The sequence below is a fragment of the Actibacterium sp. EMB200-NS6 genome (assembly GCF_001305615.1).
Lineage (GTDB): Bacteria > Pseudomonadota > Alphaproteobacteria > Rhodobacterales > Rhodobacteraceae > Actibacterium_A > Actibacterium_A naphthalenivorans.
In genome coordinates this window covers 1057370-1080421 of sequence record NZ_CP010869.1, presented here as the reverse complement: position 1 = coordinate 1080421, position 23052 = coordinate 1057370, and the positions used below count along the sequence as shown (strand labels likewise).

The 23052-nt window shown below is 66.6% G+C and carries 22 protein-coding genes; 5 read left to right on the top strand and 17 right to left on the bottom strand.

From position 1 onward, the window contains the following. Position 1 precedes the first annotated feature (1 nt). Both TQ29_RS05355 and TQ29_RS05350 read left to right on the top strand, forming a co-directional pair. Positions 2-859: a lipopolysaccharide assembly protein LapB gene (locus TQ29_RS05355; RefSeq protein WP_054538321.1), complete on the top strand. Its 858-nt coding sequence runs from the start codon at positions 2-4 to the stop codon at positions 857-859. Between the two features lie 7 nt (positions 860-866). After that, positions 867-1358, top strand: coding sequence for a prepilin peptidase (locus TQ29_RS05350; RefSeq protein WP_054538320.1), 492 nt, complete (start codon positions 867-869; stop codon positions 1356-1358). Here the strand turns inward: TQ29_RS05350 and TQ29_RS05345 are convergent. Then, a complete protein-coding gene (locus tag TQ29_RS05345; protein ID WP_157445517.1) occupies positions 1349-2977 on the bottom strand; it encodes a hypothetical protein in 1629 nt (542 codons plus the stop codon). The genes TQ29_RS05350 and TQ29_RS05345 overlap by 10 nt on opposite strands. Before the next feature lie 139 nt (positions 2978-3116). On the opposite strand from TQ29_RS05345, the gene TQ29_RS05340 reads away from it, so the two are divergent. From TQ29_RS05340 to pdeM, 3 genes are all read left to right on the top strand, one after another. After that, positions 3117-4427 carry an ATPase gene (locus tag TQ29_RS05340; RefSeq protein WP_037209698.1) on the top strand — a complete coding sequence of 437 codons (1311 nt, stop codon included), beginning with the start codon at positions 3117-3119 and terminating at the stop codon, positions 4425-4427. 71 nt (positions 4428-4498) lie between these two features. Further along, a complete protein-coding gene (locus TQ29_RS05335; RefSeq protein ID WP_054538318.1) occupies positions 4499-6901 on the top strand; it encodes a ligase-associated DNA damage response DEXH box helicase in 2403 nt (800 codons plus the stop codon). Between the two features lie 39 nt (positions 6902-6940). Further along, complete coding sequence (gene pdeM / locus TQ29_RS05330) at positions 6941-7627, top strand: ligase-associated DNA damage response endonuclease PdeM (RefSeq protein WP_037209702.1); 687 nt, start codon at positions 6941-6943, stop codon at positions 7625-7627. Here pdeM and TQ29_RS05325 read toward each other — a convergent pair. The 16 genes from TQ29_RS05325 to ruvB form a co-directional block, all read right to left on the bottom strand. Further along, positions 7591-8340 carry a LytTR family DNA-binding domain-containing protein gene (locus TQ29_RS05325; RefSeq protein WP_162231808.1) on the bottom strand — a complete coding sequence of 250 codons (750 nt, stop codon included), beginning with the start codon at positions 8338-8340 and terminating at the stop codon, positions 7591-7593. The two genes, pdeM and TQ29_RS05325, sit on opposite strands and share 37 nt — an antisense overlap. A gap of 206 nt (positions 8341-8546) precedes the next feature. After that, positions 8547-9449: a bifunctional methylenetetrahydrofolate dehydrogenase/methenyltetrahydrofolate cyclohydrolase FolD gene (gene folD, locus TQ29_RS05320; protein ID WP_054538316.1), complete on the bottom strand. Its 903-nt coding sequence runs from the start codon at positions 9447-9449 to the stop codon at positions 8547-8549. A gap of 12 nt (positions 9450-9461) precedes the next feature. After that, entirely contained in the window at positions 9462-9740 is a 279-nt protein-coding gene (locus tag TQ29_RS05315) for a chorismate mutase (RefSeq protein ID WP_235974394.1), read from the bottom strand. 93 nt (positions 9741-9833) lie between these two features. Beyond that, a complete protein-coding gene (locus TQ29_RS05310) occupies positions 9834-11510 on the bottom strand; it encodes a formate--tetrahydrofolate ligase (protein WP_054538314.1) in 1677 nt (558 codons plus the stop codon). A 131-nt stretch (positions 11511-11641) separates the two neighbouring features. Continuing rightward, the gene (locus TQ29_RS05305) at positions 11642-12241 is read right to left on the bottom strand and encodes an MOSC domain-containing protein (RefSeq protein ID WP_054538313.1); all 600 of its coding nucleotides are present in this window, start codon (positions 12239-12241) and stop codon (positions 11642-11644) included. A 192-nt stretch (positions 12242-12433) separates the two neighbouring features. Then, complete coding sequence (gene ftsH, locus TQ29_RS05300; RefSeq protein ID WP_037209712.1) at positions 12434-14353, bottom strand: ATP-dependent zinc metalloprotease FtsH; 1920 nt, start codon at positions 14351-14353, stop codon at positions 12434-12436. A gap of 71 nt (positions 14354-14424) precedes the next feature. Further along, the gene (gene tilS, locus TQ29_RS05295; RefSeq protein ID WP_054540332.1) at positions 14425-15648 is read right to left on the bottom strand and encodes a tRNA lysidine(34) synthetase TilS; all 1224 of its coding nucleotides are present in this window, start codon (positions 15646-15648) and stop codon (positions 14425-14427) included. Positions 15649-15665: 17 nt separating this feature from the next. Next, the gene (gene ybgF, locus TQ29_RS05290) at positions 15666-16499 is read right to left on the bottom strand and encodes a tol-pal system protein YbgF (protein ID WP_054538312.1); all 834 of its coding nucleotides are present in this window, start codon (positions 16497-16499) and stop codon (positions 15666-15668) included. Positions 16500-16513: 14 nt separating this feature from the next. After that, the gene (gene pal, locus TQ29_RS05285; protein WP_037211531.1) at positions 16514-17023 is read right to left on the bottom strand and encodes a peptidoglycan-associated lipoprotein Pal; all 510 of its coding nucleotides are present in this window, start codon (positions 17021-17023) and stop codon (positions 16514-16516) included. An 87-nt stretch (positions 17024-17110) separates the two neighbouring features. After that, positions 17111-18433, bottom strand: a complete 1323-nt coding sequence (tolB, locus tag TQ29_RS05280; protein WP_054538311.1) for a Tol-Pal system beta propeller repeat protein TolB — start codon at positions 18431-18433, stop codon at positions 17111-17113. After that, complete coding sequence (locus TQ29_RS05275; protein WP_054538310.1) at positions 18433-19593, bottom strand: hypothetical protein; 1161 nt, start codon at positions 19591-19593, stop codon at positions 18433-18435. Before TQ29_RS05275 ends, tolB begins: the two co-directional genes overlap by 1 nt. Before the next feature lie 13 nt (positions 19594-19606). Further along, complete coding sequence (tolR, locus tag TQ29_RS05270; protein ID WP_037211041.1) at positions 19607-20077, bottom strand: protein TolR; 471 nt, start codon at positions 20075-20077, stop codon at positions 19607-19609. Positions 20078-20080: 3 nt separating this feature from the next. Then, the gene (gene tolQ, locus TQ29_RS05265; RefSeq protein ID WP_037211043.1) at positions 20081-20776 is read right to left on the bottom strand and encodes a protein TolQ; all 696 of its coding nucleotides are present in this window, start codon (positions 20774-20776) and stop codon (positions 20081-20083) included. 105 nt (positions 20777-20881) lie between these two features. Continuing rightward, on the bottom strand, positions 20882-21277 hold the full coding sequence (gene ybgC, locus TQ29_RS05260; protein WP_054538309.1) for a tol-pal system-associated acyl-CoA thioesterase: 396 nt from the start codon (positions 21275-21277) through the stop codon (positions 20882-20884). Further along, positions 21277-21900 (bottom strand): hypothetical protein, encoded by a 624-nt coding sequence (locus TQ29_RS05255; protein WP_054538308.1) that lies wholly within the window; start codon positions 21898-21900, stop codon positions 21277-21279. The genes ybgC and TQ29_RS05255 overlap by 1 nt, the downstream gene beginning before the upstream one ends. Before the next feature lie 80 nt (positions 21901-21980). Further along, complete coding sequence (ruvB, locus tag TQ29_RS05250; protein ID WP_054538307.1) at positions 21981-23009, bottom strand: Holliday junction branch migration DNA helicase RuvB; 1029 nt, start codon at positions 23007-23009, stop codon at positions 21981-21983. Positions 23010-23052 lie beyond the last annotated feature (43 nt).

The following is a 23052-nucleotide window of genomic DNA, read 5'->3' as shown; positions in this document are numbered from 1 at the left end:
AATGCGCCATCGTTATTTTGTCGTGCTGTGCGTGGGCGGCGCGCTTGCGCTTTCAGGCTGTACCGGAAAATCCGACGAAGAGGTCGAGCGCGCCGTGCAGGACGTGATCTCCTCTGACGAAAGCAGCCTGAACGACATCATGCTGACCGTGGCCGACCCCGACGAGGCGGTGGCCTATTTCAAACGCGCCGCCGCAGAACAGCCCGACCGGATCGACCTGAAGCGCAACCTGGCCCGCTCGCTGATCCGCGCCCGGCACAGCGCCGAGGCGGTCACCGTCTGGGCCAAGGTGGTGGACGATCCCGATGCCACCAATGACGACCGCATCGATTACGCCGATGCCCTGATCCGGGCCGGGAAGTGGAAAGAGGCCGAAAAGACCCTCGACAGTGTTCCGCCCACGATCGAAACCTTCAAGCGCTACAAGCTGGAGGCGATGGTCGCCGACAGCAACAAGGAATGGGGCCGGTCCGACAGCTTCTATGAAACCGCCGTGGGCCTGACCACGAAACCGGCGGGCGTTCTGAACAACTGGGGCTATTCCAAACTGTCGCGCGGCGATTATTCCGCGGCCGAGCGTCTGTTCGTCGATGCCATCGTCTATGACCCGAACCTGTTCACCGCCAAGAACAACCTGATCCTGGCGCGTGGCGCGCAGCGCAACTATCAGATGCCGGTGGTCCAGATGAGCCAAGTGGAACGGGCGCAGCTTTTGTACACGCTGGCGCTGTCGGCGGTGAAACAGGGCGATGTCGCCATCGGCAAGGGCCTGCTGGAAGAGGCGATCGACACCCATCCGCAGCATTTCGAGGCTGCCGTGCGCTCGCTGCGCGCGCTCGATCCCAGAACGGTCAATTGATCCGCCGATGCTGCTTTCCGCCAATCCCGCCCTGTGGTTTCTGATTGTCGCCGCCCCGATCTGCGTCTGGGCCGCCTGGAGCGACATGAAGACGATGAAAATCCCCAACAAATCGGTCTGGGTGCTTGTGCTGGCCTTCGCCGTCACCGGTGTGCTGGTGCTGCCGATGCAGGAATTCCTGTGGCGTTGGGCGCATCTGGCCGTGATCCTGGTGGTCGGCTTCGTGATGAACATGGCCCGGATGATCGGTGCCGGCGATGCCAAGTTCGCCGCCGCCATGGCGCCCTTCGTGGCGCTGCCCGATGCGGGCAAATTCGCCATGCTGTTCTCGGTGGTGCTGGTTCTCGCTTTCCTCGCGCATCGCATCGCCCGCGCCACGCCCGCCGTCAAACGGGCCGCGCCGGGTTGGGAATCGTGGGAGCGGCGGGATTTCCCCATGGGCCTGGCGCTTGGCACCGCGCTGATCGCCTATCTGGCGATTGCGGCCACCTATCCCTGAATGGCGCCCCGACGCAGCAGGATGAACAGCTCGCTGCGATACACCTCGGTCAGGGGCACGCCCCGCGCCTCGATCGCCTTGAGGATGCGCCGCCGCTCTGACGTCTTGTAGGGGCAGAACGGCACCAGAACGTAGTCGGTGTTTTCCAGCCCCGGCGCGCCGCCGTAATACCACGGCCCGCTTCCCTTCAGCGGCTTGAGATCGCCGAACATCCAGAGCACGTTCAGAATATCGGCCACCATGATGCGGTCCTCGCCGCCATAGCCGGCCGCGTCCAGCTCCTGCGCCATGCTGCGATACCAGCCGACCGGGCCGTTGCCGATTTCGCACCAGTTCAGCACCTCGCCGTTCAGAACCGTCTTCTCCGCCACCGGCCGCAGGGCGCGCGCCTGCGCCGCCACGGCCGGATACTCGGGCGCCGAGGAGACCTTGAACTGATAGCTGCGCTCAAGCTCACCCTTCAGATCGGCATGGTCGGGGCGGTTTGGCAGGAACGGCGTGTAATCGGCATCGGCCGCGCCGAAATGCACGACGGGGCTGTAGATCATGTTGAACGCCGCAGGCGACCCGATGGCAAAGAACGCCACCGCCGCCATGTTCAGTGCCTGACGCAGATCCCAGCCAAACGGGTTTTTCACCTCTTCGCCCGGCCGCATCAGCAGCACCAGAAACCCGGCCAGAACCGTCCATTGCGGATCATTCCCGAAATTCTGGAAGGTCACGTAGAAAAACGCGGGCGCCAGCACCAGCAGGATCAGCCCCTCATACCGCTGCCCCGCCTGCCGCAGCAGGATCACCGACAGAAACATCAGCAGCGTGCCGCCGATATGGGTGGGCAGGCGCAGCGTTTCGAGAAACGGCGCGGTGGGATAGGGGCGGACCCCGGAACTGGCGACCGTGATCAGATCACCCAGGTAGCCGCCCCAAAAGGCGACCCCGGCCACCAGGGTAACGAGGGCCGCAACCCCCGCCCCCGCCCCTGCCGCGATGCCGATCACCGCCCATTGCCGCCGCAGCGCCAGCGCCAGCAGCAGCGGCACCGCGAAGGAGATGAAATAGGTCAGCTTCGACAGCGCCAGAAACGCCATGAGCATCCCGATCGAAAGCCCGTCGGCCAGCGCGCTGCGCCGGTGCCGCGGCTCGGTCACCGCCACCAGAACCGCAACATAGGCCGCCGCCCAGGCCCAGCGGTTGTAATACATCGCGATCGATGTGGCAGACGACACCTGCCCCTGGCTGAGCGCCAGCACCAGCACCAGCGCGAAAAAACCGAAGAGATAGGGCCACGCCCCCGAAAGGCGGCTGACCCCGGCCCACCAGATCGCCGGCACCAGGCACAGCGCCACCAGAACCTGGCCCAGCATGATCGCGTGGCCCACGCCCGCCCCCAGCCGGACGAACAGAGCAATCGGCGCATAGCCCAGAATGCCCAGCGGTGTCATGAAATCCTGATGCGGGCGTTCGCCGGCCGCCAGCCGCAGCACCAGATCGACCAGATGCGCCGTATCGCCCTCATAATTCCCGACGTAAAGCCCGCCTTTCAAAAGGGCCGCGGCGCCATAGATCGCCACCACAAGCAGCAGGAAGCCCGCCATGTAGATCGGATTGGGTCTGCTCATTTTTTTGCCCCATTTGGGTGTTAGCCAGTTCTCGCCCGCCAGGCGTGGTTTCGACCCGGCCGGTCGCGGCGCGTCTTGTCGTAACCCCCTCAGGCAGACCCTCTGTCACAAGATATTCGAGCAGCTTTAAGGCACAACGATGAATATGCAATCCTCCCCGGTTCTGGCGCCCCCGGCCCCCCGCAGCCTCGATCAGATGCGCCTGCCCATGGTCATGATGCGCGATATCCTTCTGAAAACGATGTTCCGGCAGAACGTTGAAATCGTCACCGAAATCGCACGCTCCATCTGCCTGCCCGTCTCCGTCACGCAAGAGCTTGTCGATCTGGCCCGCACCCAGAAACTGGTCGAGGCAACAGGCACGCTGCACGCCAATTCGGGCGGCGAGATGGGGTATCAGTTGACCGATACCGGAAAAAGCCGCGCGCTCGACGCGCTCAGCCAGTCGGAATATTACGGGGCGATGCCGGTGCCGCTGGATGTCTATCGCGAGCAGGTCAAGCGTCAGTCGATCCGCAACATCCAGGTCACGCGCGACCAGCTGACCACCGCGATGGGCCACCTCATCCTGCCGCGCTCGCTTCTCGATCATCTCGGGCCCGCGGTTTCGGCCGGGCGCTCGATCCTGATGTATGGCCCGCCGGGCAATGGTAAATCCTCCATCTCCAACGGCATCCGGGATGCGCTCGGCGACAAGATCTATATCCCGCGCGCCATCGAATATACCGGCCAGGTCATCACCGTCTACGACCCGATCGTGCATACCGCCGCCCAGGAACAGGTGGATGATCCCAACTCCCTGCGCCGCTCTGCCGGCCGCTATGACACGCGCTATGTGCTGTGCGACAGGCCGACGGTTGTCACCGGCGGTGAGCTGTCGCTGTCGATGCTCGATCTGGTCTACAACCCCACCGCGCGCACCTATCAGGCGCCGCTGCAGCTCAAATCCACCGGCGGCGTCTTCATCGTCGACGACCTCGGCCGCCAGGCCGAACCGCCGCAGGCGCTGGTCAACCGCTGGATCGTGCCGCTGGAGGAAAGCCGCGATATTCTGGCCCTGCAATCGGGCGAGAAGTTCGAGGTCCCCTTTGACACGCTGGTGATCTTTTCCACCAACTTCCACCCCAACGAGATTTTCGACAAGGCCGCCCTGCGCCGGATCTTTTTCAAGATCAAGATCGATGGCCCCTGCAAAGAGGATTTCCTGAAGATCTTCGCCCTGGTGGCCCGCAAGAAGAAGATCCCGCTGGATGAACGGGCGATCGTTCATCTGCTGCAGAAGAAATACCCGACCATCGCCAATGAATATGCGAACTATCAGCCGGTCTTCCTGATCGACCAGATGATCGCGATCTGCGAATTCGAAGGCATCCCCTATCAGATGACCCCCGAATTGATCGACCGCGCCTGGGCCAACATGTTCGTCAAGCAGGAAGCCATCGTTCACTGACGGCGCCCGGCCGCGCCGCCGCGACCGGCCCGACCTGTGCAAACCCTGGCGGCATGCCTACATTCAGCCGCATGAACGAGCTGCCACCTGCCTTCGCCGCCTGGTTCGCCGCGCGCGGCTGGTCGGCCCATCCGCACCAGAAAGCGATTCTGGCACGGCGCATGGCGCCCGCCCAACTGCTGATCGCGCCCACCGGCGGTGGCAAGACACTTGCAGGATTTCTACCTTCGCTGCACGAGCTTGCGAGCGATACCCATTCCGGCTTGCACACGCTCTACATTTCGCCGCTCAAGGCGCTGGCGGCCGATATCCGCCGCAATCTGCGCGCCCCGGTCGAAGAAATGGGCCTGCACATCCGCATCGAAGACCGCACCGGAGATACCTCCCACAGCCAGCGCCGGCGCCAGCGGGCCGACCCGCCCCACATCCTGCTGACCACACCCGAAAGCCTGGCCCTGCTGCTCAGCTATGAAGACGCGCCGCGCATTTTCGCCGGGCTGCAACGGGTCATCGTCGATGAAATCCATGCCCTCGCCGAAAGCAAGCGGGGCGATCAGCTCATGCTGTGCCTGTCGCGCCTGTCCACGCTTTGCCCCGGCCTGCGCCGGGTCGGCCTGTCGGCCACGGTCGAAGACCCCGCCGCCATCGCCCGGTTTCTGGCCCGCCACCCCGATCCGTGCGATATTCTACACGCCGACCCCGGCCCCGATCCCGACATCGCCATGCTGGAAACCGGCGCGCCGCCGCCCTGGGCCGGCGGCGGCGGGCGCTACGCGATCCCGGCAATTCTGGCGCAGGTGAAACGGCACAAGACCACGCTGATCTTCCACAACACCCGCGCCCAGGCCGAGCTTTTCTTTCACGCGCTTTGGCTGGCCAACGAAGACACCCTGCCGATCGGCATCCACCACGGCTCGCTGTCGCGCGAACAGCGGGAACGGGTCGAGGCGGCGATGGTCGCCGGTGAACTGCGCGCCGTGGTCTGCACCGGATCGCTGGATCTGGGCATCGACTGGGGCGATGTGGATCTGGTGATACAGGTCGGTGCACCGAAAAACGTCAAGCGGCTGGTACAGCGCATCGGCCGGGCCAACCACCGCTACAACGCCCCGTCCAAGGCGCTGCTGGTGCCTGCCAACCGGTTCGAGGTGGTGGAATGCGTCGCCGCGCTTCAGGCCGTCCGCGCCCATGATCTGGATGGCGACCCGCGCCCGCCCGGACCGCGCGATGTGCTGTGCCAGCACATCCTGATCACCGCCGCCGCCGGCCCGTTCGATGCCGGCGCGCTTTTTGCCGAGGTGACGACCGCCGGCGCCTATGCCGGGCTCAGCCGGGCCGAATTCGATGCCTGCCTCGATTTCGCGGCCACTGGCGGCTATGCGCTGCGCCGCTATGACCGCTGGCAGCGGTTGCAACAGACCGGCGGCAAATGGCACCTGCGCGACCCGCGCGCGGCGCGTCAGATCCGCATGAACATCGGCACCATCGTCGATACCGATCTGCTGAAGGTCAGGCTGAAGAACAGCCGGGGGGGCACCCCGCTGGGCGAGGTCGAGGAAGCCTTCGCCGCCACGCTGACCCCGGGCGACACTTTCCTGATCGGTGGGCAGATCGTGCGCTATGAGGGGCTGCGCGAGATGACGGTAGAGGTGACCCGCCGCGCCTCTGGCAGCCCGAAGATCGCCGTGTTCTCTGGCAGCAAATTCGCCACCTCCACCCAGCTTTCGGACCGCATTCTGGCGATGTTCCAGCAGGAGAGATGGCCCGGCCTGCCCGCCCACACCGCCGAATGGCTGGCGCTGCAGCGCGACGTGTCGCAGCTTCCGCGCCGCGACCGGCTGTTGGTGGAAACCTTCCCGCACGAGGGGCGCGCGCATAGCTGCATCTACGGCTTCGCGGGCCGCAACGCGCAACAGACGCTGGGCCTGCTGCTGACCCAGCGGATGGAGCAGGCCGGGCTGCACCCGCTGGGCTTTGTCGCCACCGATTACGCCACGCTGATCTGGGCGCTCGACCCGGTGACAGACCCCGCCCCCCTGTTCGACGCCGCCGCCATGCGCGACGGGTTCGAGACCTGGCTGGCCGGAAACGCGGTGATGAAACGCACCTTCCGCAGCGCCGCCGTCATCGCCGGGCTGATCGAGCGCAACGTGCCGGGCCAGCGCAAATCGGGGCGGCAGGCGACCTTCAGCTCCGACATCCTGTATGACACGCTGGTCAAATACGACCCCCACCACCTGATGCTGCGGATCACCCGCGAAGAGGCGCTGAAAGGCCTGGTCGATTTCGGGCGGATCGAGGCGATGCTGGAGCGTATCGAAGGCCGGATCGACCATATGCCCCTGCCCCGCGTCAGCCCGCTGGCCGCGCCCCTGTTTCAGGAGGTCGGCCGCGTGCCGATCAAGGGAGCGGGCGCGGAACGGCTGCTGGCGCAGGCGGCGGCCAGCGCGATGGCGGCGGCGGGCCTGTCATGACCCCTTGCATTTCCACGCCGAATGCGATCAGAACGAAGCATGAACGGGTTTGATTTCACCCTGAACGGCGCCGATCTGGCCGCCCTGCCCTCTGGCGCGCTTTGGTGGGCGGCGGAGCGGTTGCTGGCCGTTTCAGATCTGCACCTGGGCAAATCCGAGCGGCTGGCCCGGCGCGGCGGCACGATGCTGCCCCCCTATGAGGTGCGCGATACGCTGGCGCGGCTGGAGGCCGATATCGCCGCGACGCGCCCCGCCGCCGTGCTGTGCCTGGGCGATACGTTCGACGACCTGACCGCGATGGAAAACCTGCCCGAGCAGGAGGCGCTGTGGCTGACCCGGCTGATGGCCGGGCGCCGCTGGATCTGGATCGAGGGCAATCACGACCCCGGCCCGACAAGCTTTGGCGGCACCCATCTGGCCGAGCTGCGGCTGCCCCCGTTGACCTTCCGCCACATCGCCGCCCCCGGCGCGGCCGCGGAGGTGTCCGGCCATTACCACCCCAAGGCGCGGCTTGGCGGCCTGTCGCGGCCCTGTTTCCTGATCGACGCGGCGCGGGTGATCCTGCCGGCCTACGGCACCTATACCGGCGGGCTGCGCAGCGATGACGCGGCGCTTTGCGCGCTGATGGATGACCGGGCGATTGCCGTGCTGACGGGGAAGGCCGCGCATGCCATCCCGATGCCGCGCGCTCAGATCAGGCCGCGCGCCTCGACGTCGCCGCGGTAATTGCGGCTGACCGGCACCCTGCTGCAATCCTCGAGCAACAGCATCAGGCGCCCCTTTTCCATCTCATGCCCTGTCACCGCATCCGTCGCCACCCAGTGAGAGCGGTGCACCTGCAGGCCGTCGGCGCCCTCAAGTTCATCCAGCGCATCGGAAAACCGCAGCAAAAGCTTGCTCTCGCCCTTGTCGGTGACCACCAGAACATAGTGATCGAACACCGAACACCGGATGAGCCGCCCCTGCAGCGGCGGTGCGATCCGCCGCATCAGCCGCGGCTCGATGGGGGTCATCTCGGGCGCGACGGAATTCCCCGCGAGGATCCGCCTGACAGCACTGACCCCGAGGCTGACCACGAGGACCAGAAAGAACATCTCGGGCAACGCGGGCGAGCTATGGTTCTGCCCGGTGGATACACGGGCGGAAAACCAGGTGAGCGGCCCGCTCAGCATCGCGGCCATGGCAACCGCGATAGCCCCGGACATCGGCCAGTAACCGTAGCCCTGCATCAACCGCCGGATCGTCAGCCGCACCGCCAGCCCCAACAGGATGGAAACCGCCACCACCGTCGCCCAATAGGCCAGGCGCAGCTGAAAGGGCATTTTGTTGAACGTACCGAACGGGCCGGCATAGGACACAAGAACCGTCACCACCGCCCATGTCAGCACCGGCACGGGCGATTTGAGTACTGCCTTATATTCCTTAACCAGAGAAACCATAAACATATCTTACAGATGGAAAATTTTTCATCACGGGGAGCAGACCGCCCTGCTTCCCCTTATATTCAATGCTCAATACCTGTTGCCAGGCACCGGCCGGGCGGCGGCCGGTCCGACGGTCCGGGCCTATCGCACGGGCAGATAAAAGTTGCAACCCAGAGCGGCCCGGAAACCGGCCCGCTCAACCATGAGCCCTCGCCGGCCGCTCAGGCGGTCAGCCCCGCAGGTTCGGCCAGGCCGTTGGCCCGGCAGCAGGCGGTCAGCGTGTTGGCCAGAAGGCAGGCGATCGTCATCGGCCCGACGCCCCCCGGCACCGGCGTGATCGCGCCGGCAACGGCGGCCGCGCTTTCAAAATGCACATCCCCCACAAGGCGCGTCTTGCCCGCGCCCTTTTCCGGGGCGGGGATGCGGTTGATGCCCACGTCGATGACCGTTGCGCCGGGTTTCACCCAGTCTGCGGTGATCATTTCCGGGCGCCCCACCGCCGCCACCAGAATATCGGCGCCACGGCACAGCGCCTCGATCTCCCGGGTGCGGGAATGGGCGATGGTCACGGTACAGCTGTCGCGCAGCAAAAGCTGCGCCATCGGCTTGCCCACGATATTCGACCGGCCCACCACGACGGCGTTCATCCCCGATAGATCGCCGTGCCGGTCGCGCAGCATCATCAGGCAGCCCAGCGGCGTGCAGGGCACCATCGCCTTCTGCCCGGTCGCCAGCAGACCAACATTCGAGATGTGAAACCCGTCCACATCCTTGGCGGGGTCGATCCGGCCGACCACCAGATTCTCGTCGATATGCGGCGGCAGCGGCAGTTGCACGAGGATGCCATGCACCGCGCTGTCGGCATTCAGCGCATCCAGCAGCACCAGAAGGTCGGCCTCGGTGGTCTCGGCCGGCAGCTTGTGCTCGAACGAGGCCATGCCGGCCTCGGCGGTCTGCTTGCCCTTGTTGCGCACGTAAACCTGGCTTGCCGGGTCTTCCCCCAGCAGAACCACGGCGAGGCCGGGGGTGATGCCATGCACCTCTTTCAGGCGGGCGACCTGGGCGGCCACCCTGGCCCGCACCTGCCCGGCAAAGGCTTTTCCGTCAATCAGATCCGCGCTCATGGGCCGGCCTCCTCAGTCGTGTTGCGATGGGCCAAGCACCCGTTCTTCACGGGCGATCGACCAGTCGATCATCTGCCGCCAGATCGTTTCGGCGAAATCCGGGTCGAGCCCGGCCGCATCGGCATTTCTGCGGGCGTTGGCCACGACCTGCTCCACCCGCGCGTCGATCCGCGCGGCCAAGCCTTCGGCCGGTTTGAGTTCTGCCGCGCGATCGATGTAGGCCGCGCGCCGCGCCAGCATCTCGATCAGCCGCTGGTCAAGCGCGTCGATCTGCGCACGAAGTTCGAGCATCGAATTGCAATCCTGAGGAGCCTTCACAATCATTCTCCCGGTTGACGCGTCGCGCCCCTCTTACGGCAGGTTGCGACGCGCCTCAAGTCAGGCTCAGAACAGCCCTTCGATCTGCCCCAGGTCGTTCAGGCCGATCGTCTCGGCCGCGGGCATGCGCGGCAGTCCGGGCATGGTCATGATCTCTCCGCAGATCGCGACGACGAAGCCGGCACCCGCGCTCAGCCGCACCTCGCGCAGGGGCACCGTGAACCCGGTGGGCGCGCCGCGCAGGGCGGGATCGGTGGAAAAGCTGTACTGCGTCTTGGCCATGCAGACCGGCAGATTGCCATGACCCGCCTGTTCCCACGCGCGAAGCTGGTCGCGGATGGCCGGCGCGGCCTGCACCCCGTCGGCGCGGTAGATGCGTTTGGCGATGGTTTCGATCTTTTCGAACAGAGGCATGTCATCGGGATAGAGCGGCGTGAAATCCGCCGCCCCAGCATCGGCGATCTCGGCCACACGGCGCGCCAGCTCCTCTGCCCCGGCACCACCTTTTTCCCAGTGACGGCAAAGGATTGCCGTGCTGTCTTGATGTGCCACATAAGCCTGAAGCGCAGCGATTTCGGCATCCGTATCAGTGGCGAAATGGTTGATCGCCACCACCACCGGCACCCCGAACCCGCTCATGTTCTCGATATGCCGCCCGAGATTGGCACAGCCCGCCGTCACGGCGGCCACATCCTCGGCCCCCAGATCGGCCTTGGCCACGCCGCCGTTCATCTTCATCGCCCGCACCGTGGCGACGATCACCACCACCGCGGGCGCCAGCCCGGCCTTGCGGCACTTGATGTTCATGAACTTCTCGGCCCCCAGATCGGCGCCGAAGCCCGCCTCCGTCACCACGTAATCGGCCAGCTTCAGCGCCGTGGTGGTGGCCACGACCGAATTGCAGCCATGGGCGATATTGGCGAACGGGCCGCCATGCACGAAGGCCGGGGTGTGTTCCAGCGTCTGCACCAGATTGGGCTGCATCGCCTCTTTCAGCAGCACGGTCATCGCGCCATCGGCCTTGATGTCCCGGCAAAAAACCGGCGCGCGGTCACGGGTGTAGCCCACGATGATATCGCCCAGCCGGCGCTGCAGATCATCCAGATCGCGCGCCAGACACAGGATCGCCATCACCTCGGACGCCACGGTGATGTCGAATCCCGTCTGGCGGGGAAAGCCGTTGGCCACCCCGCCCAGGCTGGTCACCATATCGCGCAGGGCGCGGTCGTTCATGTCCATCACCCGGCGCCAGACCACCCGGCGCTGATCGATCTCCAGCGCGTTGCCCCAGTAGATATGGTTGTCGATCATCGCGGCCAGCAGGTTATGCGCGGCCGTGATGGCATGGAAATCGCCGGTGAAATGCAGGTTCATCTCTTCCATCGGCACGACCTGGGCAAAGCCGCCCCCCGCCGCTCCGCCCTTCATCCCGAAACAGGGGCCAAGGCTGGCTTCGCGGATGCAGATCGCCGCCCGCTTGCCGATCCGGTTCAGCCCGTCGCCAAGCCCCACCGTGGTGGTCGTCTTGCCCTCGCCCGCCGGGGTCGGGTTGACGGCCGTCACGAGAATGAGCTTGCCGTTCGGGCGGTCGCCGAGCGACCGGATGAAATCGGCGCTGACCTTGGCCTTGTCATGGCCGTAGGGCACCAGATGCGCCTCGGGGATGCCCAGGCTCGCGCCGATGTCGCGGATCGGTTTCTTGCAGGCTGCCCGCGCGATTTCGATATCGGTCTTATGGGCCATGGAACCTCCGTTTTCCTGCGGCGACACTCGGGGTTGGCTATAGCGGGCGGGGGGCGGTTGTACAGCAGCGTTTCGACGCGCGCGCCGCCGAAATCGTCGCAACCCCTTTTCGAATGATGAACCTCCGGCGCCTATCCGGCCCGCGCCGCATCCAGGCAAGACCATACGGGCTGATCGGGGATGTGCAGCGTCAGGACGTCGCCCAGCCGCAGCGGCCCCTCACGCTCCACCCAGGCGGTGACGCCGCGCCGCCCCTCTGCCGCCGGCTTGAAGGCACGGCCCGCGCCCGGCAGTTCCGCCTCGATCACCTTGGCCGGAAGCTGGCAGGGGCGGTTCTCCATGTCGATGGTCAACGTCGTGCCGCCCGCATTCTGCAGGCGCGACGAGGGCGGCACATGGCTGAAATCCGGGATCCCCTCGATCACGATCGACGCGCCCAGCCAAGACGGGTCGAGCCGTTGCACGCCCATCTCCGCGGCGATCGCGGCAAGCTCTTCGGCCGACAGGATCGAAAACTGCCGGACGTTGCGGATTTCGGTGCCCCGAGCGTATTGTGACAACACGCGCGAGCAGGACGGGCGCGTAAGCCCCGCGTGTTCCTCCCCCTCGACCCCGGCAAACCCCGCCATCACCTCTTGCAACGGCTCCGCCGTCAGGCTGGCGGCGCGATCGGCAACGCGGCCAAGCCAGGTGATCCGGGCGGTGAAATCGGTTGGTTTAAGGGCGGGCATCGGCAATCTCCTGCTGTGGCCCGCGCAGCATGGGGCAGCGCGACGCAGGCCGCAATTCAAAGATGCTGAAGACGCGCATCACAAGGCGCGATTACCCCGTCAGAGCCGCGCCAGCGGGCAGAGCGCCGGGCGCAAAAGAAAACCCCGAAACCGGGTGGGGTTTCGGGGTTCTGCCTTGTTCTGCGGTCTGGCTCAGAGCGTCGGTTCCGGCTCCAGCCCGCCATCCGGATTGGATTTGGGCTTGGTGGTTTTCGGAATGGCCGTGATCGACGGCGCGCCGCCCTGATCCGGCGGGGTGTCTTCGTCATCACCCCGGTTCAGCGGCTCACCAGCGATCACCCGGGTGATCTCATTGCCGGTCAGGGTTTCATACTCCAGAAGCCCCTGCGCCAGCCGGTGCAGGTCTTCGCTCTTTTCGGTCAGGATGCGCTTGGCGGTTTCGTAACCTTCATCCACGATCTTGCGCACTTCCTCGTCAATCTTCTCCTGGGTCTCGGGCGAGGCATGGGCCTGACCCTGGTAGTTGCCCAGATAAGATTGCTGCTCGTTGGCATAGTCGATGTTGCCCAGCGTTTCGGACATACCGAACTGCGTCACCATTGCGCGGGCGATGCGCGTGACCTGCTGAATGTCCGAAGCGGCACCCGAGGTCACGTTCTCCTTGCCGAAGATCAGCTCTTCGGCCACCTTGCCGCCCATCGCCATGGCGATCTTCGAGGTGTATTTGGTGTAGGTCACGCTCAACTGATCGCGCTCGGGCAGCGACAGCACAAGGCCAAGCGCCCGGCCGCGTGGGATGATCGTGGCCTTGTGGATCGGGTCATGCTGCGGCACGTTCAGGCCCACGATGGCATGGCCGGCCTCGTGATAGGCGGTCAGCTTCTTCTCATCCTCGGACATGACCATCGAGCGGCGCTCGGCGCCCATCATGACCTTGTCCTTGGCGTTCTCGAAATCTTCCATCGTCACGAAACGGCGGCCGATGCGCGCGGCCGTCAGCGCAGCCTCGTTCACCAGGTTGGCCAGATCGGCACCGGAAAAGCCCGGCGTGCCGCGCGCGATGATGCGCAGATCGACATCGGGGCCCAGCGGCACCTTGCGGGCATGCACGCCCAGGATCTTTTCGCGGCCCTTGATGTCGGGGTTGGGCACCTGCACCTGACGGTCGAACCGGCCCGGGCGCAGCAGCGCGGGGTCCAGCACGTCGGGGCGGTTGGTGGCCGCCACGATGATGATCCCCTCGTTCGCCTCGAACCCGTCCATCTCGACCAGAAGCTGGTTCAGCGTCTGCTCACGCTCGTCATTGCCGCCGCCATAGCCTACACCACGGCTGCGCCCGACGGCGTCGATCTCGTCGATGAACACGATGCAGGGCGCGTTTTTCTTGGCCTGCTCGAACATGTCGCGCACGCGGCTGGCGCCGACACCCACGAACATCTCGACGAAGTCGGAGCCGGAAATTGTGAAGAAGGGCACACCCGCCTCGCCCGCGATGGCACGCGCCAGAAGCGTCTTACCGGTGCCCGGAGGGCCCACCAGCAGCGCGCCCTTGGGGATCTTGCCGCCCAGACGGCTGAATTTCTGCGGGTTGCGCAGGAATTCCACGATCTCTTCCAGCTCGTCCTTGGCCTCGTCAATGCCGGCCACGTCGTCAAACGTCACCCGGCCATGTTTCTCGGTCAGCAGCTTGGCGCGCGACTTGCCAAAGCCCATCGCGCCGCCACGCCCGCCGCCCTGCATCCGGTTCATCAGGAAGATCCAGATGCCGATGAGGATCAGGAAGGGCAGAAGCGTGCCGATATAGGCCAGCAGCCCGCTGCGCTCTTGCGGCTCGGCGGTCACGTCCACGTTGTTCTCGATCAGGCGGTCGGTCAGGTCCACGCCCTGCGGCACGATCGCGGTATAGGTCGATCCGTCGTTGCCGCGGATCACCGCCTTTTCGCCATCCAGCGTCACGCGCGCCACCTCGCCCGCCTCAACATTGTCAAGGAACTGGGAATAGCTGATCGTCTGCGACGTCATCGTCGTCTGGCCACCGCTGAAGAGGTTGAACAATGCCAGGATCAAAAGAAATAAGACGACCCAGAAGGCGATGTTTCTCGCGTTGCCCACGGTGAACTCCCTGAATGATTAGCCGGCGAGCGAACCGGTGTGTCTCTAAAATAGAGATAAGTGGCGCAGGTTCAATGCGATATAATGGATTGAACGAAGCCTTCGGGCCCATTTGCCGGTTCGGCGCGCCATCCGGGGCCGAGGCCGGCCAGAGGCGCGGCCACCAGAACCGCGCCGCGCCACACCCCCGGCGAGGCCAGAAGGCTGGGCCGGGGCAGCCCCGTATCGCGCCAGCCGGGGCACGCGCGAAGCCCGGCCTCTCCCAGCGCGCGCAGCTCAAGCCCTTGTTCCCACGGCCCCGTCACCCGCCAGCGGCCATCCCAAAGCGCCCCTGGGGCCGCGACCGCATCGCGCACCGCCTGATATTCCCGCGTGACACGGATGGCCCCGCCCGCCACCAGCGCACGGCAGCCATGCAGCGTGACCTCGGCCCCCGATGCCAGTGCGGCGGTGAACTCGGCCAGCGATCCCGCGCGCGGGCCAAATTCCGCCGATGACACCCATTTCAACGCATGCTCCAGCAGGCGGCGGGTGATCTCGGGCGGCAGCGCAAACAGTTTTTCGCGGTCGAACACCACATCGCCCCTGTCCACCCGCGCGCAATCCAGCGCCGCGGCGGTCGTCTGCACCTCCAGCGCATGGCGGGCGGCGGACATGTGCCCGGCCACCTCCGAAAGCACATGCGCATCGATCCCCAGCGGGGCGAGGGCGGCCAGCGCCTGACGCGCCCTGACCCGCGCGAACCGCGCATCGGCATTCGAAGGATCCTCGCACCAGCCGTGACCCCCACGCCTGAGAAACCCGCGCAGCTCATCGCGTTCGGCAAACAGCAGCGGCCGCAGCCAGGCCACTCCGAAGGCGTGCCGTTGCGGCGGCATGCCGGCCAGGCCATCCACCCCCGCCGCGCGCCCCAGGCGCATCAGGAAGGTTTCGGCCTGATCATCCAGCGTATGGGCCAGCGCAACGGTGCCGATGCCCCCGTCCCGCGCCCAATCCGCCATCAACCCATAGCGCGCGCCGCGGGCCGCCGCCTGCAGGTTGCCGCGGCCGTCCCAGCCCTGCCATGTCAGAATATCATGCGGCACGCCCAGCCCGGCGCAGACATCGCCGACAAACCGCGCCTCGGCCGCCGCTTCCGGGCGCAGCCCGTGGTTGACCGTTACAGCGCGCAGCGCCAGCCCCGCCCGCGCCGCCAGATGCAGCATCGCCATGGAATCGCCGCCGCCCGACACCGCCAGCCCCAGCGGCCCGGTAACCTGCGCTGCCTCGACAGCCGCCCCGAACCGGTGCAGCAGCCGCGCGTCTTCACCCGTCAATTGCAGCCGAAGCTCTGGATCGCCGCGTTTGCATCGGCGGCGACGGCGGCGGCCGGAAACCGCACCGGAACCTGGCCCAGCGTCACGCAGGCCTCGGATTTCTGGCCCAGATCGTTCAGCGCCAGCCCGAGCCGGTACAGCGCCTCGGGGGCCAGCGGCCCGTCGGGCGCGCCCGAAAAGCTCTCCAGAAAGGCACGCGCGGATTCGGTGGTGCGCCCCAGTTCATGCAGCGCCTCGCCGCGATAGAAATGCGCCTCGCCGCTGAGCGGGCCGGCGGGATAGGTCTGGGTGAAGGCGGCGAACTGGCTCGCCGCCCCCTCGAAATCAGCGGCGTCGAGCGCGGCCTTGGCCCGGTCGAAATCGGCCTGCTCGCCAATCGCCAGCTCGGTGCCGCCCGCCGGCGGTACCGTGACAGGTGCAATTGGCGCGGGCGCCGCCGCTTCACCGCCAAGCGTCGAGGTCTCGCCCAGCTTCGAGATGTCGCAGTCAGCCTCCAGCTCGCACAGGCGGAACTCCAGATCGCCGATCCGGTTGGTCCCGTCCGCGACGATCTGATTGATGCGGAATTCAAGCTCTTCGGACCTGGCGGTCAGGCGCTGCAACTGCTGTTCGATCCCGTCGATGCGCTGCAGGGCAGAGCCGCCGCCCGTGCCGCCCTGAACGCCACCGGTGGTCGACAATTCCCGTTTCAGCCGCTGCACATCGACGTAAAGCACCGAAAGCTGCTGACGAATGTCGGCCAGCGTGGCCTCGCGGCTTTGCGCCGGCGCCATGCCCGCCGCCCCGAAAGCCATGCAGACCGCAAGGCCGACCACCCCAAACCGCGTCATCCCGCCGATACCCCCTAGCTGCCCGCGCCCGCGGTCACCACGGTAACCGCGCGCCGGTTCTGCGCATAACACGATTCGTCAGAGCAAATCTCGATCGGACGCTCCTTGCCATAGCTCACCGTGCGCACCCGCGCCGGCGACACGCCGCGCGACACCAGATATTCCTGCACCGCATTGGCCCGCCGCGCGCCAAGCGCGAGGTTGTATTCGCGCGTGCCCTGCTCATCCGCATGGCCTTCGACGATCACGCTGTATTCGGTATTGGTCAGCAGCCACTCGGCCTGCCCCGCCAGCGTCACGAGCGCGCTGTCGGACAGGCTGCTCTGATCCACGGCGAAATGCACCCGGTCGCCGATGGTCTGCTCGAAATAGGCCACGGAACTCGGGTCGTTCACGCTGCCGGCAAAGCCGGCGGCACCTGTGGTGCCCGCGCCCGCGCCGGCCGTGTCGAAGCGGGCCGGATCGGAACAGGCCGCCAGCGTCAGCGCCGCCACGACCAGAATGGATTTGGAAACGGTTTTCATCGGACAATCCTTGTTGTCATTCTTGGCTCGAATGCGCCCAGCATATCAGCCGGGCGCGGGTTTGGAAACGCGCCGCGCAGGGCGCGCTCAAGGCAAAAGCGGCGACCATGCCGGATCGGACGCGGCCCCGGCAACCGGCACCTTGCGCAGGTTGCGCCCGGAAATATCCACCGAATAAAGCGCCGATGTGCCCGACGCCCCGGCCGTTTCGCGGCTGAACATGATCACGCGCCCGTTGGGCGACCATGTGGGCCCCTCATCGAGGAACGAGGCCGTCAGCAGCCGCTCTTCCGAGCCGTCCACCCGCATCACCCCGATATGAAACCGCCCGGCGTTCTGTTTGGTAAAGGCGATCAGATCGCCGCGCGGCGACCAGACCGGCGTGGAATAGCGCCCGCTGCCAAAGCTGATGCGCCGCGGCTCGCCGCCGCCGACGGGCATGATGTAAAGCTGCTGTGTGCCCGACCTGTCGCTTTCGAACACGATGCTCCTGCCATCGGGCGAAAAGCTGGGGGCGGTCTCGATCGACGGGGCAGAGGTCAGGCGCGTGCGCTGGCCGCTGGCCAGGTTCAGACTGTAAAGATCGGTGTTGCCGCCGGAAGACAGCGAAAACAGCACCGTGTTGCCATCCGGCCCGAAACGCGGCGAAAAGGTCATCGTGCCGGGCTGATCATCCAGCGCGCGGCGGCCGACGCTGGCCACATCCAGCAGGAAAATACGCGGAAACCCGGTTTCATAGCTGGTATAGAGCACCCGCGCCCCATCCGGCGAAAAGCGCGGCGCCAGCACGAGCGATGTGCTGTCTGTCAGATATTGCACATTCGCCCCGTCGTAATCCATGATGCCCAGCCGCTTGCGCCGGTCGTTCTTGGGGCCGGTTTCGGCAACATACACCACGCGGCTGTCGAAATACCCGCCCTCGCCGGTGATCCGCGCATAGACCTGATCGGCCACCTTGTGCGCCACCCGCCGCCAGCCTGCCGTGGTGCCCGCGAATTGCAGCCCGTTGCCCAGCGGCGCCTCGGCGAACACGTCCAGCAGGCGGAACTTCACCGTCAGCCGCCCGCCCGCGTCCACGCTGACCGCGCCGGTGATCAGCGCCTGCGCGTTGATCGCCTTCCAGTCGGCATATTGCACGGGGCTGTCGAAGCTGGTGACGTTTGCGATGAACGCCTCTTTCGGAATTTCGCGGAAAAGGCCGGTTCCGGCCAGATCGGCGGCCACCACCCTGCCGATATCCTTGGCATATTGCGCCGCGGCGGCGTTTTCGGCCACGAAATCGGGCACCGCGAAGGGCAAGGGCTCGATCACGCCCTCGTCGATCACGATCCGAAGCGGGCCGTCCTGCGCCAGTGCGGGCGCGGCGGCAAGGCCCAGAAGGGCCGCGAGGAGGGTCAGAATACGTCGCATCATTTGATCCTCATGTTCTCCGGATTGAATGTCATCTCAATATTGCGCCACTGGCCGTATTTCTCTTTCGGCAGATCAAAGCCCGTCGCCCCACAGCGGATAATGGCGCGCCGGGCGGATTCATAGGTCTGACGCGCCGCGGTCTCGGATCCACCCGAAAACGATTTCATGCTGATGGTGTCGATCTTCGGCTTGGCATCCTCGGCCATCGACAGCGCGACAACGACGGTCGTGCGCATCGCCTCGCTCGACAGTGACCCCACGTTCCAGCACGCCCCGACGGCGATGCGCAGCGCATCCTTTTCGCCCTGGGTCATCGGCGGCCCCAGGGCTGCGGCGCCGTTGCCGGTGGTCTCGGCGGCGCCGCCGCCAAGCGCTTCGGCCAGGGCATCGTTCACCGCGGCCGACACATCGGGCGGCGGCGCCACCGGCGCGGGCGCGGGCGTTGCCGGCGCAGGTGTCACCGGCGCGGCGGCGGCGGGCGCAGGGCGAACCGGCGGCGCGGGCCGCGTACGCGGCCGCAGCGATGCGGTCAGGCTGGTTTCGGCGTCCGGTTTTTCCTCGGCCTCGGTCACGATCTCGGTCGTGGCCTCCTCGGGTGCGGTCGCACGCTCCTGCGGCGGCGCGGCGGCCTCGGGCTCGGGCGACGGCGTTGTCGCCTCCTTCACAGTGTCCGACACGTCGGCATCCGGCGCCGGACGTGCCGCCGGAGCCGGAGCAACGCGCGGCGCAGGCCGCGGCCGCGCGCTCTCGGTCAGGATCGTAGTGCCTTCCTCGATGCTGGGCGGGGCGGGCGGTGTCGGCGCGGCATCTGTCACCTCGGCCTCGGGCAGCGGCGCGATCTCGCTGACATCTGGGGCCGGATCGGGCGGCGCGGGCCGCGTGGCCAGGGGCACGGCGGGCGTTTGCGGCGCGGTGTCGGGCACCGGCGTGTCGGCCACGGCCTCTTCGGCAGGCGGCGCCACCGGTGCGGGCGCCTCCGCCGTGGCACGCGGCGCCGAAGCCGGCGCGCTCAGCGCAGCGAACTCCTCGCCGGTGATGATCGACACTTCGGCCACCTCCAAAGGCTCGGGCGGGCGGGCGTCGAACAGACCGCCCACCAGAAGCCAGAGGATCAGGCCGATATGCCCGATGCCCGAAATATAGGTGCCCGTGTTCATGAAGGCCCCTGCCTTACCCGCCCTGTCCGCCCAGGGTCGGCCCGCCGGTATCCGTCACCAGCCCGATATTGCGGAACCCGGCCGCGTTCAGCGCGCCCATCACCTGGATCACACGCTCATAGGGAATCGCCCCGTCGGCCCGCAGAAAGATCTTGTCATTCTCACGCTCGGCCGCAACCGCGCGCAGCTTGGGGATCAGCTGGTCCGCCGGCGTTTCGGTGTTCTGCAGCAGGATCAGCCCGTCGATGGTCAGCGTCACCGTCAGCGGCTCTTCCTGCTCGCCCGGCAGCGCCTCCGCCGCCGTCTTCGGCAGCTCCACCGGCACCCCCACCGTCAGCAGCGGCGCCGCGACCATGAAGATGATCAGCAGCACCAGCATCACGTCGACCATCGGCGTGACGTTGATTTCCGACATAGCGGCAGAGCGCCCCCGGCTGCGCCGCCGCCGGTTCCCGCCCTTGCGTTGAACGACCCCCGCGCCCATCGCTCAGCTGTCCAGCTGACGCGAAAGGATGGTGGAGAACTCGTCGGCAAAGGCTTCGTACCCGCCGACGATCCGGTCACTGTCCGCCGAAAGCTTGTTGTAGAAAACCACGGCCGGAATCGCCGCCAGAAGGCCAAGGGCGGTCGCCAGCAGCGCTTCCGAAATCCCCGGCGCCACGACCGCCAGGTTGGTGTTCTGCTGAATCGCGATCTCCTCGAACGCGTTCATGATGCCCCAGACGGTGCCGAACAGCCCGACGAACGGCGCGGTCGACCCCACCGTCGCCAGAAAGGACAGCCCGCCATTCAGCCCCTCGGCCTCTTTCGCGATCGCCACATCCATCGACCGGTCGATGCGCGGCGCGGCGCCGGGGATCAGCCCGCCATCCTGTCGGTGCGACCGGCGCCATTCCATCATGCCGGCGGCGAAAATCCGCTCGGGCGCGCTGGCCGGCTCGGGCCCGACCTTCTCGAACAGCTCATCCAGCGGCTCGCCCGACCAGAACGCCTGATCGAACACCCCGGCCTCCTGCTGCGACCTGCGGAAGGTCAGAAGTTTCTGAATGATGATCGCCCAGCTCCAGAAAGAAGCGGCGATCAGAAGGATCATGACGATCTTGACGGCGAATGTCGCACGCGCAAAAAGCGCAAGCATGGAGAAATCGATCTCCTGCGCCATTGCAAGGGTTTGGGTTTCCATCTGCCTGCTCGTTGTTGGGCCGCGTTTGTCCGGCTCTGGTTACGCCGGACCGTACAATGTTTTCAGGGGAAATGCCAATACATCCGCGTCATCGCGGCATTGCGCCTATCCCCCGCCAAATGATCGGCGAATATCGGCCGGAAGCCGCACCGGAGCACCGCTCGCGGCCAGCATCGCCAGCGTCACCCGGGCCGCAAACAGCACGTCGTCGCCGCGCATCACACGCTGGGCCAGAACCACCCGCGCGCCGGTCACCGCCTCGGGCATCGTCTCCACCACCAGCATGTCGTCATAGCGGGCGGGCGACAGATAATCAGCCTCCACCCGCCGCACGGCGAAGACCAGCCCCTGCTCTTCCTTCAGCCGCAGCTGATCAACCCCCAGCGCCCGCACCCACTCGCTGCGGCCACGCTCGATGAACTTCAGGTAATTGGCGTAATAGACGATCCCGGCCAGATCGGTATCCTCGTAATAGACGCGAATGGAAAACCGATGCGCCATCAGCCCGCCCCGATCCGCGCGGCCAGCCGCAGCGCATGGCTCGCATCCCCGGCCGCCGCCGGCATCACCGGATCATAGGCGGCGCGAATCACATCCGCGATCTCGGGCCGCAGCACACTCACCCCGCCCGCGATCCGGCCCAGCGGGCTGCGCCCGGCAAAGGCGTTCTCCGACCACAGCAAGATCACCTGAACCATCTGGCTCAGCGCCAGCTCCTCGGCGGGCAGCGCCGCAAGCGCCCCCTCCATGCGAATGAAAACAAAGGCCGCCCGGATCGCCCCCTCCGCGTCGAAGCGGAAAAACCGGTACTGGGTCGCCCCCGCCGCCCGCAACCGCGCCAGAAGCGGGCCAAGCTCCGGCACCAGCCGATCCATGTTCGGCGTATCGGCAAGCTCCTGCCAGTCGCGGATAAAGAACACCATCAGATTGGCGCCCAGCTCGGGGTCGGTCTCGGCCATCCTGTGCCCCGCCAGCGCCACAACCGCCTCGCACGCGCCCTTGACCACCGCCAGCGTCTCGTCGGTCACCCCGAAAACCACCGGCACGATCGGCCTGCCCCAGCGGGCGAACAGATATTGCCCGTCCTCCCGCGTGAACAGCGCCTGCACCTCTTCGGCGGTCATCCGAACATCCTTCATCTTTCCGGAAATATCCCCGCCGGAGGCATAAAAGTTCCGCGCCCCGCCCGCAACCCGGCGCGGCGTCAGCCTTCGAACAATCCGCCCTGCACCGGCGCCCCGGGCGCCTCCAGCCCCAGATGCCGCCAGGCCTTCGCCGCCAGCATCCGTCCGCGCGGCGTCCGCTGGATCAGCCCCTGCTGCAGCAAGAACGGCTCGATCACCTCTTCCAGCGCGTCGCGGCTTTCCGAAAGCGCCGCGCTCAGCGTCTCGATCCCCACCGGCCCCCCGGCGTAATTCTCGGCGATCAGCCGCAGATAGCGCCGGTCGGCCCCGTCGAGGCCCAGATGATCCACGCCCAGCCGGGTCAGCGCATTGTCGGCGATGCCCTGCGTGATCCGCCCGTCACCTTCGACCACCGCGAAATCCAGCACCCGCCGCAACAGCCGCCCGGCGATCCGCGGTGTGCCGCGGGCCCGCCGCGCAATCTCGCGCGCGCCGCCGGTGTCGGCGGGTACGCCCATCAGATGCGCGCCCCGGGTGACGATCTCATGCAACTCCTCGACGGTATAAAACTGCAGCCGCGTGGGGATGCCGAACCGGTCGCGCAGCGGCGTGGTCAGCAAACCCAGCCGCGTGGTGGCGCCGACCAGCGTGAAAGGCTGCAACTCGATCCGCACGGTGCGCGCGGCGGGGCCTTCGCCGATCACCAGGTCCAGCTCGAAATCCTCCAGCGCCGGGTAAAGCACCTCTTCGACCACCGGGTTCAACCGGTGAATCTCGTCGATGAACAGCACGTCACGCGCCTCGAGGTTGGTCAGGATCGCCGCCAGGTCGCCCGCCTTGGCCAGCACCGGGCCGCTCGTCATGCGGAAGTTCACCCCCAGCTCACGCGCCATGATCTGCGCCAGCGTGGTCTTGCCCAGGCCGGGCGGGCCGTGGAACAAGGCATGATCCATCGCCTCGCCCCGCATCCGGGCGCTTTCGATGAAAACCTTCAGGTTGGCGCGCGCCTCGGCCTGGCCGATGAATTCGTCCAGCGTCTGCGGGCGCAGGGCGCGGTCGGCATCCTGCGGCTGGGCCTCGGGGCGCAGCGTTGGGTCGGGCTCGGTCATCGGCCACGCCCCCCGGTCGTCTCAGCGAAAAGGCCCGCAAGGG